11 protein-coding genes and 1 tRNA gene are annotated in these 14300 nt (G+C 71.3%); 9 read left to right on the top strand and 3 right to left on the bottom strand.

What is annotated here, in order from left to right:
- Positions 1 to 221: 221 nt before the first annotated feature.
- On the top strand, positions 222 to 1613 hold the full coding sequence (locus FM119_RS09320) for an NAD-dependent succinate-semialdehyde dehydrogenase (protein ID WP_087137441.1): 1392 nt from the start codon (positions 222 to 224) through the stop codon (positions 1611 to 1613).
- Positions 1614 to 1880: 267 nt separating this feature from the next.
- On the opposite strand, the gene FM119_RS09325 is transcribed toward FM119_RS09320, so the two are convergent.
- Both FM119_RS09325 and FM119_RS09330 read right to left on the bottom strand, forming a co-directional pair.
- Positions 1881 to 1953, bottom strand: a tRNA-Arg gene (locus tag FM119_RS09325).
- 60 nt (positions 1954 to 2013) lie between these two features.
- Positions 2014 to 2652 carry a hypothetical protein gene (locus FM119_RS09330; protein ID WP_087137443.1) on the bottom strand — a complete coding sequence of 213 codons (639 nt, stop codon included), beginning with the start codon at positions 2650 to 2652 and terminating at the stop codon, positions 2014 to 2016.
- Positions 2653 to 2768: 116 nt separating this feature from the next.
- On the opposite strand from FM119_RS09330, the gene FM119_RS09335 reads away from it, so the two are divergent.
- The 8 genes from FM119_RS09335 (at position 2769) to prfA (ending at position 13700) form a co-directional block, all read left to right on the top strand.
- Positions 2769 to 4433, top strand: a complete 1665-nt coding sequence (locus FM119_RS09335) for an arginine--tRNA ligase (protein ID WP_087137445.1) — start codon at positions 2769 to 2771, stop codon at positions 4431 to 4433.
- 11 nt (positions 4434 to 4444) lie between these two features.
- Positions 4445 to 5245, top strand: coding sequence for an LmeA family phospholipid-binding protein (locus FM119_RS09340; protein ID WP_143822678.1), 801 nt, complete (start codon positions 4445 to 4447; stop codon positions 5243 to 5245).
- A gap of 133 nt (positions 5246 to 5378) precedes the next feature.
- Positions 5379 to 6779 carry a diaminopimelate decarboxylase gene (gene lysA / locus FM119_RS09345; RefSeq protein ID WP_087137449.1) on the top strand — a complete coding sequence of 467 codons (1401 nt, stop codon included), beginning with the start codon at positions 5379 to 5381 and terminating at the stop codon, positions 6777 to 6779.
- On the top strand, positions 6776 to 8089 hold the full coding sequence (locus FM119_RS09350) for a homoserine dehydrogenase (protein ID WP_087137451.1): 1314 nt from the start codon (positions 6776 to 6778) through the stop codon (positions 8087 to 8089). Before lysA ends, FM119_RS09350 begins: the two co-directional genes overlap by 4 nt.
- Positions 8089 to 9177 carry a threonine synthase gene (gene thrC / locus FM119_RS09355; RefSeq protein ID WP_087137453.1) on the top strand — a complete coding sequence of 363 codons (1089 nt, stop codon included), beginning with the start codon at positions 8089 to 8091 and terminating at the stop codon, positions 9175 to 9177. The genes FM119_RS09350 and thrC overlap by 1 nt, the downstream gene beginning before the upstream one ends.
- Positions 9174 to 10100 carry a homoserine kinase gene (gene thrB / locus FM119_RS09360; RefSeq protein WP_087137455.1) on the top strand — a complete coding sequence of 309 codons (927 nt, stop codon included), beginning with the start codon at positions 9174 to 9176 and terminating at the stop codon, positions 10098 to 10100. The genes thrC and thrB overlap by 4 nt, the downstream gene beginning before the upstream one ends.
- 261 nt (positions 10101 to 10361) lie before the next feature.
- Positions 10362 to 12530 carry a transcription termination factor Rho gene (rho, locus tag FM119_RS09365; RefSeq protein ID WP_087137457.1) on the top strand — a complete coding sequence of 723 codons (2169 nt, stop codon included), beginning with the start codon at positions 10362 to 10364 and terminating at the stop codon, positions 12528 to 12530.
- Positions 12531 to 12620: 90 nt separating this feature from the next.
- Positions 12621 to 13700 (top strand): peptide chain release factor 1, encoded by a 1080-nt coding sequence (prfA, locus tag FM119_RS09370; RefSeq protein ID WP_087137459.1) that lies wholly within the window; start codon positions 12621 to 12623, stop codon positions 13698 to 13700.
- Between the two features lie 63 nt (positions 13701 to 13763).
- On the opposite strand, the gene epsC is transcribed toward prfA, so the two are convergent.
- Positions 13764 to 14297: a serine O-acetyltransferase EpsC gene (gene epsC / locus FM119_RS09375; protein WP_087137461.1), complete on the bottom strand. Its 534-nt coding sequence runs from the start codon at positions 14295 to 14297 to the stop codon at positions 13764 to 13766.
- Positions 14298 to 14300 lie beyond the last annotated feature (3 nt).

Raw genomic sequence — 14300 nt, forward strand, 5'->3', positions numbered from 1 at the left:
CCGACGACGCCTCGTCCCGCGGCGGTCTTCCCGCAGGAAGGCCAGCCTAACCCGTGGTGCGCGGGGACGGTTCGCTCACAGCGTGACGCGAGCGGGCTGCGATCCCGCGTTGCGGAACACTCCGTCGTCGGGCGGAGTTATGGTTGGCGTGCCCTGGCAGGATCTCCGCCGATATGGCGAGGACGCCAGCCCACGGATCGATGAGGAGTGAAACGAATCCCATGGCTTATCAGACTGTGAACCCCTACACCAACGAGGTCGTCGCGACCTTCCCCGACGCCACCGACGCCGAGGTCGACCGGGCGCTCGACACCGCGCAGGCCGCCTTCGAGGAGTGGAGGGACACCCCGCTCGCCGACCGCGCGGCGCTGCTCGGCCGCGCCGCCGCGCTTCTGCGCGAGCAGAGCGAGGAGTACGCCCGCATCCTCACGCTCGAGATGGGCAAGACCATCGCCGAGGCCAGGGCCGAGGTCGGCCTGTCCGCCGACATCCTGCAGTGGTACGCGGATAGGGGCGAGGGGTTGCTCCAGCCCCGTGTCCTCGAGCACAGCCCCGAGTCGGGCAAGTCGGCAAAGATCCTCAAGCAGCCGCTCGGCATCATCTACACGGTCGAGCCCTGGAACTTCCCGTACTACCAGGTGGTCCGCGTCGGCGCGCCCCAGCTCATGGCTGGCAACACCGTCGTCCTCAAGCACGCCTCGAACGTCCCGCAGTCCGCCGCCGCGATGGAGAAGCTGTTCCACGACGCCGGCGCTCGCGAGGGACTGCTGACCAACCTGTACCTCACGCGCGACCAGTCCGGCCGGGTCATCGAGGACTTCCGCGTCCGCGGCGTCGCGCTGACCGGCTCGGAGGGTGCGGGAGCGGTCATCGCCTCGCAGGCGGGCAAGGCGCTCAAGAAGAGCACGCTCGAGCTCGGTGGCAACGACGCGTTCATCGTGCTCGAGGACGCGGACATCGCCAAGTCGGCGGAGTGGGGTGCCTTCGGCCGCTACTGGAACGCGGGCCAGGTCTGCTGCTCGTCCAAGCGGATGATCGTCCTCGACGGCGTCTACGACGAGTACCTGGAGCGGTTCACGGCTGAGGTCGCCACCCGGCGTGCCGGTGACCCCTTCGACGAGGACACCGTGCTCGCGCCACTGTCCTCGCAGGGCGCCGCGGACGACGTGAAGGCCCTCATCGCGGAGGCCGTCGAGCACGGTGCGACCGCGACGGAGGTCGGCGAGCCCGTCCCGAGCACGGGTGCCTTCGTCCAGCCGACGATCCTCACCGGCGTGACGCGCGACAACCCCGTGTTCCGCAAGGAGATCTTCGGCCCGGTCGCCATGGTGCTCCGTGCCGGCAGCGAGGACGAGGCGATCGAGATCGCCAACGACACCCCCTACGGCCTCGGCGGCTCGGTCTTCACCTCCGACGAGGCGCACGGCCAGGAGCTCGCCGAGCGGATCACGACCGGGATGGTCTACATCAACCACCCGACCGGTGTGAAGGCCGACCTCCCGTTCGGCGGGGTGCAGAACGCCGGCTACGGCCGCGAGCTGCTCGACCTCGGGCTCAACGAGTTCGTCAACGAGAAGCTCGTCGTCGTGTCTGACATCGACGGCGTCTTCTAGGAACGCGCTGCGACGCGACCGGTGAACGGTCGGCGGGCCCCCGGCTTCGGCCGGGGGCCCGCTGTGTGTCGGGCACGCGGCGCCCGGTTCCGGACCGGATCCCGCCCGCACGACAGCACCCACCGGGCGGCACAACGCACCGGGCGGGACGAGCGCGCATGGAAGCGGCACGAGAGCGAAGGGGAGCGGAGCTCAAGATCGCAGATGGCTACACGATTGGCTACACCAAAGGGCGGGGCATTTCTGCCCCGCCCTTGTGTTTACTAGTGCCCCCGGAGGGATTCGAACCCCCGACCTTCGGTACCGGAAACCGGCGCTCTATCCCCTGAGCTACGGAGGCGCGATGACTACCCTAGCGCACCCCCGGCCGACTCTCCGACCGGCGGTGCACCCGCGAGTGTCACCCGTTCAGCGAGGCGATGACGTCGGCGACGAGAGGCTGCGGGTCGCCCGGCTCGAGGAACAGCTCCGAGTGCAGCGCGATCCAGTAGTCGCCAACGAAGACCTGGGCCTCCTTGCCCGCCGTCGAGAAGTAGCCCTCCTCCGCGCCGCCCTCGCGGTAGGTGGGAACGCTGCTGCTCCGGGTGATGGCGATGTTCTTGAGGTTCTCGATGGAGGCGTCGTCGAGCTTGGCGACGCCGACGTCGATGGTCTCCTCCGAGGTCGCGTTCACCCACTGGCAGGTGAGGCCGCCGAGCTCCTGGATGGTGGAGACGTTGCTCGTCCCGCTGAGCGTGACCGTGTCCAGGAGCGACACGTTCGCGTTGTAGTCGTACATCTGCTGGTTGCTGATCAGCTCGGAGCAGGGGATGTCGATGGCCTGCGACTCCGGCGCCGCCTCGGTGGGCTCCGCCGTCGCCGTCTCCTCGGGCGCCGCCGACTCAGTGGCCGGCGCGGCCTCGGTGGGCTCGGCGGTGGGCGTCGTGGGGGCCGCGCTCGGCGTGCCCTGCGCGCACGAGGTCAGCAGAAGACCGGTGGCGGCGGCGAGGGCCAGCGTGGTGGCGACGCGACGGGCGGGGGAGACGGAACGGGTAGCCATGGCTGCTCTTTCTGCGGGAGGTGTGATCCGAACATACCAAGCCGTCATGACGCGCCGGTGTGATTGCGCCGATCGGGGCCGGATCGTCATCGCGGGGTCGGCTAGAATCGGGGCTCGTGACTCCCGACGACCTCGCCTCAGCAATCCTCGCCGTCCTCCGCCCCCTCGCGGACGCGCACCGACCGGGTGCGGGGCAGGAGATCGGTGAGGGGGTCGTGACGCTGGAACGGCCCAAGAACCGCGACCACGGCGACTGGGCGTCCAACGTGGCGATGAAGCTGGCGAAGGTCCTCGGCGTCCCGCCGCGGCAGCTCGCGCAGGAGGTCGTCGAGGCGCTCGCCGGCACGCCGGGCATCGCCTCGGCCGAGGTCGCCGGTCCCGGGTTCATCAACATCCGTCTGGACGCGGCGGCGGCCGGTGCGCTCGCCAGGACCGTCGTCGAGCAGGCGGAGGCCTACGGGCGCAACGACTCCCTGTCCGGCGAGCGGATCAACCTCGAGTTCGTCTCGGCCAACCCGACCGGGCCGCTGCACATCGGTCACACGCGCTGGGCCGCGCTCGGCGACGCGATCGCCCGCGTGCTGCGCGCCTCGGGCGCCGAGGTGCAGGCCGAGTACTACATCAACGACGCGGGCAGCCAGATGGACACCTTCGGGCTGTCGGTGCTCGCCGCGGCCATGGGGGAGCCCACCCCCGAGGGTGGTTACCCCGGCGCGTACATCGGCGAGCTCGCCGCGACCGTGCTCGCCGAGCGCCCCGATCTGCTCGACCTCGACCCGGCCGAACGGCTGGCGACGGCCCGTGAGCTGGCGTACCGGGCGCAGCTGGCCGAGATCCGCCGTTCGCTCGAGACCTTCAACGTGCACTTCGACGAGTTCTTCAGCGAGCGCACGCTGCACGAGGCGGGGCCCTCCGGCACGAGCGCGATCGACGACGCGGTGGAGCGGCTGCGGGAGCAGGGCTACGTGTACGAGCAGGACGACGCGATCTGGGTGCGCACGACGGCGTTCGGCGACGACAAGGATCGCGTGATCCGGCGGGGAAACGGCGTCTACACCTACTTCGCCGCCGACGCGGCGTACTACCTGTCCAAGTCCGACCGCGGCTTCGCCCACAAGATCTACCTGCTCGGCGCCGACCACCACGGCTACGTGCACCGTCTCAAGGCCCTCGCCGGCGCCGCGGGGGAGGACCCCGACCGCGACATCGAGATCCTCATCGGGCAGCTCGTCAGCGTCAACGGGGCGAAGCTGTCCAAGCGCGCGGGCAACATCGTCGAGCTGGACGACCTGCAGAGCTGGCTCGGCACGGACGCGCTGCGGTACACGCTCGCGCGCTACCCGGCCGACTCGCCTCTGACCATCGACCCGGAGCAGCTGCGCAAGCGGAGCAACGACAATCCGGTCTTCTACGTGCAGTACGCCCACGCCCGCACGCGGTCGGTGGCGCGCAACGCCGCCGAGGCCGGTGTCGATCTCAGTTCCTTCGCCCCGGAACTGCTCGACCACGAGACCGAGTCGGCCCTGCTCGGCGCTCTTCAGGAGTTCCCGCGCATCGTCGCCCAGTCGGCTGAGCTCCGCGAGCCGCACCGCGTCGCCCGCTACCTGGAGGAGCTCGCCGCGCTGTATCACCGCTGGTACGACAACCGGCGCGTGCTGCCGTTCGGCGACGAGCAGGTCGGCGACGTGCATCGCACCCGGCTGTGGCTGAACGAGGCCACCGGTCAGGTCCTGCGCAACGGTCTCGGGCTGCTCGGCGTGAGCGCGCCCGAGCGGATGTGACGGAGGACGGCATGAGCGAGATCTTCGGCGAGGCGGCACCGGCTGCAGACCGGCCGCGACGCACACGGCGTCGCGGCAGGGGAGGCGTGACCGCCCTGGTGATCCTCCTCGTGCTGGTGGTCCTCGCCGTCGTCGGGTACTGGCTCTCCGATCGGCTCGCGCGGCAGGCCGTCGAGGACGTCGTCGCCGGTCAGGTCGAGGCGAAGCTGCCGGAGAACGTCAGCGGCGACGTCGACGTCACGCTCGGGGGCGGCTGGTCGGTCGCGCAGATCATCGCCGGACGTTTCGACGAGATGAGCATCGATGCGCCCGACCTCACCGCGGACGGTGTCGAGCTCTCCGCGCACGCGACCCTGACAGGCATCCCGCGGAACACCACGGACCCGGTGGACACGGTCGCGATCACCGTCAGCACGGATGCGGCGCAGCTCGCCGGCCTCGACCTGCTCCCCGTCGGGGACGGGGACGTCGAGCTCGGCGACGGCACCCTCAGCTACGCGGGGACCCAGGACGTCCTCGGCATCGCGGTCGGGTACCGCGTCACGGTGGAGCCGAGCGTCGCCGACGGGCAGGTCCTGTTGACCCCGGTGGACGCGAGCGTGGATGCCGGCGGTCTGAACCTGGACGCGCAGCCTCTGGTCGACCGCATCCTCGGCGGGGACCCCGTGGTCGTCTGCGTCGCGGACCGGCTGCCGTCCGCGCTGACGCTGAGCGACGTGGACGTCACCGCCGCCGGCGTCGCGCTCACCGCCACGGGGAGCGAGCTCCCGCTGTCGGGCTCGGGGCTGTCGACGCTCGGCAGCTGCGAATAGTCCGGCGCGGTCGCCCGCCGAGGGCACCCACGGCGCGGGCCCGTATTCCGCGGCGTCACCGTGCTCTCGCTAGACTCGACGGAGGCGCTCCCGGCCGAGCGCGACTCCCCGCACCGACGATTGGCTCCCCGTAGTGGCATCATCCCCTCTCGCCCCCGAGTGGCTCCGGTTTCCCGATGACGCGAACGCCCTCGACGACGCGATCTGGCCCTCGTCGGCCGTGCGCGACGGGGACGGCGCCGTCTGGATCGGAGGGGTCCCCGTCGCGGAACTCGCCGAGCGTTTCGGGACGCCGCTGTATGTGATGGACCGCGCCCACCTGCGGGACCGCGCGGACGAGGTTGCCTCCGCCTTCCGTGAGGCGGCGGAGCGTCACGGGACCTCCGTGCACGTCTACTATGCGGGCAAGGCGTTCCTGTCGACCGCGGTCGCCGGGTGGATGAACGCGGCGGGGCTCCGCATCGACGTGTGCAGCGGCGGCGAGTTCGCCGTCGCCAGGGCGGCGGGCGTCGACCCGGCCGACTGCGGATTCCACGGCAACAACAAGTCCGACCGCGAGATCGCGGAGGCGGTCGAGAGCGGCATCGGGGCGATCGTGCTCGACTCGGCGGAGGAGGTCGGACGCGTCGCCGACGTCGCCGAGCGTCTCGGGCGGGTGCAGCCGGTGCGGCTCAGGGTCAACTCGGGAGTGCACGCGCACACCCACGAGTTCCTCGCCACCGCCCACGAGGACCAGAAGTTCGGCGTCACCCTCGCGGAGGCGCCAGCGATCGTGGCGGAGGTCCGTTCGCGGCCTGGCCTGAGCTTCCTCGGCCTGCACTGCCACATCGGCTCCCAGATCTTCGGGGCGGAGGGCTTCTCCGAGTCGGCGTCGCGTCTGCTGGACGTGCACGAGCGGCTGCTGGCGGACGGGCCCGTTCCCGAGCTGAACCTCGGCGGCGGCTTCGGGGTGGCCTACACCTCCTCCGACAGCCCGACCCCCATCGCTGACCTCGCGGAGGCCATCATCGGCGACGTCGCGGAGCAGTGCGCCCGGAGGGGCATCCCCGTGCCCGTGCTCGCCTTCGAGCCGGGCCGGAGCGTCATCGCGCAGAGCACCGTCACCCTCTACGAGACGGGGACGGTCAAGGACGTCGAGGTCGACGCCCCCGGCGGCCCCGCCCGTCGGCGCTATGTCAGCGTCGACGGCGGCATGAGTGACAACGCCCGGCCCGCGCTGTACGGGGCCGACTACGCCGTCCGCGTGCTCTCGCGGGCCTCGGCGGAGGACGCCGTGCTCGTCCGGATCGCCGGAAAGCACTGCGAGTCGGGAGACATCGTCGTCGACGCGGACTACCTTCCGGGTGACGTGCGTCGCGGCGACCTGCTCGGCGTCCCGGTGACGGGCGCCTACTGCTGGGAGCTGTCCAGCAACTACAACTTCCTGCCCCGTCCGGCCGTCGTCGCGGTCGAGGACGGGCGGGCCCGCGTCATCGTGCGCGGGGAGACGGCCGACGATCTACTGGCACGCGACGCCGGATGGGACCAGGAATGAACGACTATCGCAGTGTGAGGGTGGCGGTTCTCGGCGCGGGGACCGTCGGTTCCCAGGTGGCCGCGGTGCTGCTGGAGCGCAGGGAGGAACTGGCCAGGCGCATCGGGGCGGACATCGAGCTCGTCGGTGTCGCCGTTCGGCGGCTCGACGCCCCGCGCGACAGGGAGCTGCCGCGTGAGCTGCTGACGACGGACGCCGAGTCGCTCGTGCTCAGGGCCGACATCGTCATCGAGCTGATGGGCGGTATCGAGCCGGCCAAGTCGCTCATCGAGCGGGCCATCGACGGCGGCGCCGACGTGGTCACCGGCAACAAGGCGCTCATCGCGGCCCACGGGACGGAGCTGTTCGAGCGGGCGGAGCGCGTCGGCGCGGCGGTGTACTACGAGGCGGCGGTCGCCGCGGCGATCCCGATCATCCGGCCGCTGCGCGAGAGCCTGGCCGGCGACAACGTCACTCGGATCCTCGCGATCGTCAACGGCAGCACCAACTTCATCCTCGACCGGATGCACCGCTTCGGCGACAGCGCCGAGGCGGCGCAGGCGACCGCGCTCGAGCTCGGCTACCTGGAGGCCGACCCGACGCTCGACGTCGAGGGCTACGATGCGGCGCAGAAGGCCGCCATTCTCGCCAGCCTGGCGTTCCACACCGAGATCCCCGCTGACGCCGTGTACCGGGAGGGCATCACCTCCGTCACGGCCGACCAGGTGGAATCGGCGCGGCAGGCCGGCTACGTCATCAAACTCCTCGCGATCGTCGAGAAGGCGGTCGATGCGGACGGCGCCGCCGGTGTGTCGGTCAGGGTGTACCCCGCGCTGCTGAACGCCGACCACCCGCTCGCCTCGGTGCACGGCGGCAACAACGCCGTCTTCGTCGAGGCGGAGATGGCCGGCCCCCTGATGTTCTACGGGGCGGGGGCCGGCGGTCAGGAGACCGCCTCCGCCGTCCTCGGTGACACGGTCTCCGCGGCGCGGCGTCACGTCGCCGGTGGCCCGGGCATCGCGAGCTCGACGCACGCGGAGCTGCCCGTCCTCCCCATCGGACTGGTCAGGACCCGGTACTACATCACCCTGACGGTGACCGACCGCCCCGGTGTGCTCGCGGACGTGGCGGGCGTGTTCAGCCGCGGAGGCGTCTCGGTGCAGACCGTGCGCCAGGATGTCGCCGAGGGCGACACAGCGGGCACCGCTACGCTGGTGATCGGGACCCACGCGGCCGGAGAGGCCGCCCTGCGCGAGACCGTCGCCGCCCTCGCCGACAACGCATCCGTCGTCGGCGTCGAGAGTGTCCTCCGAGTAGAAGGAGCCGAGTAATGGCCAAGCAGTGGCGCGGAGTCATCCGCGAGTACGCGGATCGTCTCGACGTGACCGAGTCGACCCCCATCGTGTCCCTCGGCGAGGGCGGCACACCGCTCATCCCCGCGCCCGCCCTCTCCGCCCGGACGGGCGCGCAGGTCTGGGTCAAGTTCGAGGGCATGAACCCGACCGGCTCCTTCAAGGACCGCGGTATGACGATGGCGATCACGAAGGCCGTCGAGGCGGGCGCGAAGGCCGTCATCTGTGCGTCGACGGGGAACACCTCCGCCTCGGCCGCCGCGTATGCGGCGCACGCGGGCATCACGGCGGCCGTCCTCGTCCCCGAGGGCAAGATCGCGATGGGCAAGCTCAGCCAGGCCGTCGCCCACAACGGCGAGCTCATCCAGATCCAGGGCAACTTCGACGACTGCCTCGACATCGCCAGGGAGCTCAGCGCGAACTACCCCGTGCACCTGGTGAACTCGGTCAACAACGACCGCATCGAGGGGCAGAAGACCGCGGCGTTCGAGATCGTCGACGTCCTCGGTGACGCCCCCGACTTCCACTTCATCCCGGTGGGCAACGCCGGCAACTACACGGCCTACACCCGCGGCTACCGCGAGGCGATCGCGCACGGCGAGGCGAGCACCCTTCCGCGCATGTTCGGCTTCCAGGCGGCCGGGGCCGCCCCGATCGTCAGGGGTGAGGTCGTGAAGAACCCCGAGACGGTCGCCAGCGCGATCCGGATCGGCAACCCGGCATCGTGGGAGCTCGCACTCGAGGCCCGCGACGCCACCGACGGCTACTTCGGCGCGATCAGCGATGCCGACATCCTCCGTGCGCAGAAGATCCTCGCGGCCGAGGTCGGCGTGTTCGTCGAGCCGGCGTCCGCGATCAGCGTCGCCGGGCTGCTCGAGCGCTCCGACGCCGGGGCGGTTCCTGCCGGAGCCCGCGTCGTGCTGACGGTTACCGGCCACGGCCTGAAGGACCCGCAGTGGGCGCTGAAGGGCGCCGACGGCGTCGACGTGAGCCCCACGGTCGTCCCGGCGGAGACCCGCCGGGTGGCTGAGGTCCTCGGGCTCGTCTCCGGCGGTCCGGCGGCGTGACCGAGGCGCCTCGCCGCGTTCGGGTCACCGTCCCGGCGACCTCGGCGAACCTCGGACCCGGCTTCGACACCCTCGGCATCGCCCTGAGCGTCTACGACGAGCTGACGGTGAGTGTCGTCGACGAGCCGGGCGTCCGGGTCGTCGTCTCCGGGGTGGGGGAGGGCGAGGTCCCGCTCGACGAGCGCAACCTGGTCGCCTCGTCGATGCTCCACACCTTCGCCGCGCTCGGTGTCCCCGCGCCGGGCGGCGTCCTCATCGAGGCATCGAACACGATCCCTCACGGCAGGGGGATGGGCTCCTCCGGCGCCGCGGTCGTCGCCGGCATCATGGCTGCGGTGGGGCTCGTCGGCTCGGACCGCCCCGTCTCCGACGATGAGCTGCTGCGGATCGCCACGGAGCTCGAGGGGCATCCCGACAACGTCGCGCCGGCGCTCTTCGGCGGCCTGACGATCGCCTGGATCACGGAGGACGGCCCGCGCTTCAAGCGGCTCCTCGTCCACAGGGGGGTGTCGCCGCTCGTGCTCGTTCCCGAGGTGACGATGTCGACGAAGCTGGCGCGCAGTCTCCAGCCGGAGCAGGTGCCGCACGCGGACGCGATCTTCAACCTGTCCCGGTCCGCCCTGCTGGTGGCGGCCATGACGCAGAGCCCCGAGCTGCTGCTCGCCGCGACGGAGGACCGACTCCACCAGGACTACCGGGCGGGGGCGATGCCCCAGACCAGCGGCATGGTCCAGGCGCTGCGCGAGCGCGGGTTCCCCGCCGTCGTGTCGGGGGCCGGGCCGTCCGTCCTCGTCCTGGCGAACGGCCCGGGGGAGCGCGAGCGCGCCGCTGCGGCCGCGGCGGAGCTCAGCGGGGTGCCGTGGACGGCACTCAGCCTGGCGGTCGACATCCGGGGCGCTCGCGTCGTCGACGTGAATTCCTGAGGAACGCGACGCTTTTCGTCTCGGCACGGCCGGGGCGGTGCTAGTGTGGGGTCAACACGGTGGAGCGCAATTGCGCATTCTCTGCCACCGTGTTGCATTCGCACTATCAGCCCATCACCTCATGTGCCCGCGCGTCTCTTCGCTCGGGCGGTGTCTCGGGGGTGCAGTGTCCTGTCGCCGTGACGCGACGCACGCCCCCAAGGATGGTGGTACTCCCCGTGTTGCGCACACAGCGCCCGGGAGGAAAGGAATCCCACGAACGTGACAGACGTCAACAACACCTCGTCCGCCGAGGTCCCGGACGCCGAACTCGGCCGTCTCAAGGTCGCCGCGCTCCAGCAGCTGGCGACCGGTCTCGGAGTCTCCGGAGCGTCCAAGCTCCGTAAGCAGGAGCTCATCGAGGCGATCATCGCCGCCAGGGGCGCCCAGCTGCCCGTGGTCGAGGCACCGGCCGCCGAGGCCGTGGCCGCTCCTGAGGCCCAGGCTCCGGCCGCGTCCGCGGAGCCGGAGGCCGAGCCCGCACCCGAGGCGACCCCCGCAGCCGAGGGCCGTCGGGCCGACGGCACGCGTGGTTCGGGTCGCGGACAGCGCGGCTCGCGTCGTGCGTCGTCCGAGCCCGCCGTCGCGCCGGAGGAGGCCGCCGCCATCGAGGCCAGCCTCGCCGAGGCGATCGCCGCCGTTCAGCCCGCGGGCGAGAGCGGACGCGGCTCGCGTCGTGCCCGCAGCGGTGGCCCCGTGGCTGCCGGTGGGCACGTGAACGCCGACACCGAGCAGGCCCAGGTTCCGCCGGCCGCCGAGGAGGAGACCGCCGAGCAGCGCCCGAGCCGTCGCAACCGGGGCAGGGGCAGGGACCGTCAGCAGAACGGCGACGCCGAGGTCGCGTCGTCGGAGCAGCAGAACGAGCAGAAGTCCGCCGAGAAGCGCGGCCAGAGCGACGCGGGCCAGGACGACAAGCGCGGACAGGGCGAGGGCACCGGCCGTTCCGGGAACCGCCAGGGCACCAACGGCCAGGACGGCAACCGCCAGGACGGCAACCGCCAGGACAACGGCGACGGCGAGGGCAACGGCCGCAGCAGGGGTCGCGGTCGTGGCCGTGGCAGGGGCAACAACGGCAACGCCGACAGCACCCACGACGCCGACACCGCGCAGAACGGCCCCAGGGGTCACGAGCAGGACGCCGAGGACGAGGGCTCCGCCCGCGGCCGCGGCCGCGGCAGGGACCGCAAGCGCCGCACCGGCGACGAGGTCGAGCCGGAGATCGCCGAGGACGACGTGCTGATCCCCGTCGCCGGCATCCTCGACGTGCTCGACAACTACGCCTTCATCCGCACCTCCGGCTACCTGCCGGGACCGAGCGACGTGTACGTCTCGCTCGGCCAGGTGAAGAAGTACCACCTCCGCAAGGGCGACGCCGTCTCCGGCTTCATCAAGCAGCCGCGCGAGGGCGAGAGCTCCGGACGGCAGAAGTACAACGCCATCGTCAAGGTCGAGTCGATCAACGGCCTGAGCGTCGAGGACGCCGGCACGCGCGTCGAGTTCGGCGCGCTCACGCCGCTGTACCCGCAGGAGCGGCTCCGCCTCGAGACGGAGCAGAACAAGCTCACCCAGCGGATCATCGACCTGGTCGCCCCGATCGGCAAGGGCCAGCGCAGCCTCATCGTGGCCCCGCCGAAGGCGGGCAAGACGATCGTGCTCCAGCAGATCGCCAACGCCATCGCCAAGAACGACCCCGAGGTCCACCTGATGATGGTCCTCGTCGACGAGCGGCCGGAAGAGGTCACCGACATGCAGCGCTCGGTCGCGGGCGAGGTCATCGCCTCGACCTTCGACCGGCCGGCCGAGGACCACATCACCGTCGCGGAGCTCGCCATCGAGCGTGCCAAGCGCCTGGTGGAGCTCGGCCAGGACGTCGTGGTGCTCCTCGACTCGATCACGCGCCTGAGCCGGGCCTATAACCTGGCCGCGCCGACCTCGGGCCGTGTGCTCTCCGGCGGCGTGGACGCCAGCGCGCTCTACCCGCCGAAGCGGTTCTTCGGCGCTGCGCGCAACATCGAGAACGGCGGCTCGCTCACCATCATCGCGACGGCCCTCGTCGAGACCGGCTCCAAGATGGACGAGGTCATCTTCGAGGAGTTCAAGGGAACCGGCAACTCGGAGCTGCGGCTCAGCCGCCAGCTGGCCGACAAGCGCATCTTCCCCGCGGTCGACGTCAACGCCTCCTCGACCCGGCGCGAGGAGATGCTCCTGGCCGCCGACGAGGTCAAGGTCACCTGGAAGCTCCGCCGCGCGCTGGCGGGTCTCGACCCGCAGCAGGCGCTCGAGGTCGTCCTCGGCAAGCTGAAGGAGACCGGCTCCAACGTCGAGTTCCTCGTCCAGATGCAGAAGTCGGCCGTCTCCGCCCCCGGAGCGCACGACCGCGACCACCGTTAGCGTCCAGCACGGGCCCGTGCCCTCACCGCATCGCCGGGAGGGGACGGGCCCGTTGCCTGTCCGCACGCCGACACACCCAGGAAGGCCCCCATGTTCGAATCCGTCTCCGTCCTGATCGACGAGCACGCGCAGCTGCAGGAGCTGCTCGCCGACCCCGCCGTCCACCAGGACGCGGCGAGGGCGCGGAAGGTGAACCGCCGGTATGCGGAGCTGTCGCGCATCGTCGCCGCCTACCAGCGCTGGAGCGGGCTGACCGACGACCTCGAGGCGGCACGGGAGCTCGCCGCCGAGGACGAGGCGTTCGCCGCCGAGATCCCCGTGCTCGAGGCGTCCATCGCCGAGGCGCAGGAGGCACTCCGCCGCCTGCTCATCCCGCGGGACCCCGACGACGGCCGCGACGTGATCATGGAGATCAAGGGCGGCGAGGGCGGCGCGGAGAGCATGCTGTTCGCCGCCGACCTGCTGCGCATGTACATCCACTATGCGGAGTCGAAGGGCTGGAAGACGGAGCTGCTCGAGCGCACGGAGAGCGACCTCGGCGGGTACAAGGACGTCCAGGTGGCCATCAAGTCGTCCGGCTCCGACCCGGCGCAGGGCGTGTGGGCGCACCTGAAGTACGAGGGTGGCGTGCACCGCGTGCAGCGCGTCCCCGCGACCGAGTCACAGGGTCGTATCCACACCTCGACGACCGGGGTGCTGGTGTTCCCCGAGGTGGACGAGCCGGAGGAGGTCGACATCAACCAGAACGACCTCAAGATCGACGTCTACCGCTCGTCCGGCCCCGGCGGTCAGAGCGTGAACACGACCGACTCGGCCGTGCGGATCACCCACCTGCCGACCGGCATCGTCGTGTCGATGCAGAACGAGAAGAGCCAGCTGCAGAACCGTGAGGCGGCGATGCGCGTGCTGCGTGCCCGGCTGCTGGCCCGCCAGCAGGAGGAGCAGGCGGCGGCGGCCTCCGACGCCCGGCGCAGCCAGATCCGCACAATGGACCGCTCGGAGCGCATCCGCACCTACAACTTCCCGGAGAACCGCATCGCCGACCACCGCACGGGGTACAAGGCGTACAACCTCGACCACGTCATGAACGGTGCGCTCGACCCGATCATCGAGTCGGCGATCACCGCCGACGAGGAGGCCCGTCTGGCGGAGATCGGCGACAACGCCTAGCATTCCGAGCCGCCACGGCGCCTCCCGCGCTTGTCCGCGAGCTGTTCGGCCGTGCCGCCGGCGTCAGCGCTGGCTGCGGTCGCGCTGCCGGACGGTGGCCGGCACGCCCACGAGCAGGGAGCCGTCCGGGGCGTCGGTCAGGACGACGGCGCCCGCGCCGACCACGCTGTCCGAGCCGACGGTGATCGGGCCGAGCAGCTTCGCGCCCGCGCCGAGGACGACGCGGTCGCCGACGGTGGGGTGGCGTCGGCCGGGGGAGCGGGTCGTGCCGCCGAGGGTGACCTGGTGGTACATGAGGACGTCGTCGCCGACGACCGCGGTCTCGCCGATGACGACGCCGGAGCCGTGGTCGATGAAGAAGCGCCGACCGATCGTGGCACCCGGATGGATCTCGACGCCGGTGAGGAAGCGGGTGAACTGCGAGATCAGGCGTGCCGGGAGCCGCACGCCCCTCCGCCAGAGCGCGTTCGCGAGCCGGTGGCCCCACACGGCGTGCAGGCCCGAGTAGCTCAGGAACACCTCGAACGAGGACCGGGCGGCCGGGTCGAAGACCCTGGCCGCCCTGATGTCCTCGCGGATGCGTCGGAGGGGTGACACGTG

The organism is Mycetocola reblochoni REB411 (assembly GCF_900163835.1).
Lineage (GTDB): Bacteria > Actinomycetota > Actinomycetes > Actinomycetales > Microbacteriaceae > Mycetocola_B > Mycetocola_B reblochoni.

Excerpts from the sequence above, each read along its gene's own strand:
- FM119_RS09330 (WP_087137443.1), bottom strand. The coding sequence starts at position 2,652 with ATGGCTACCCGTTCCGTCTCCCCCGCCCGTCGCGTCGCCACCACGCTG.
- FM119_RS09320 (WP_087137441.1), top strand. The coding sequence starts at position 222 with ATGGCTTATCAGACTGTGAACCCCTACACCAACGAGGTCGTCGCGACC.
- thrC (WP_087137453.1), top strand. The coding sequence starts at position 8,089 with ATGGCCAAGCAGTGGCGCGGAGTCATCCGCGAGTACGCGGATCGTCTC.
- prfA (WP_087137459.1), top strand. The coding sequence starts at position 12,621 with ATGTTCGAATCCGTCTCCGTCCTGATCGACGAGCACGCGCAGCTGCAG.
- FM119_RS09340 (WP_143822678.1), top strand. The coding sequence starts at position 4,445 with ATGAGCGAGATCTTCGGCGAGGCGGCACCGGCTGCAGACCGGCCGCGA.
- FM119_RS09350 (WP_087137451.1), top strand. The coding sequence starts at position 6,776 with ATGAACGACTATCGCAGTGTGAGGGTGGCGGTTCTCGGCGCGGGGACC.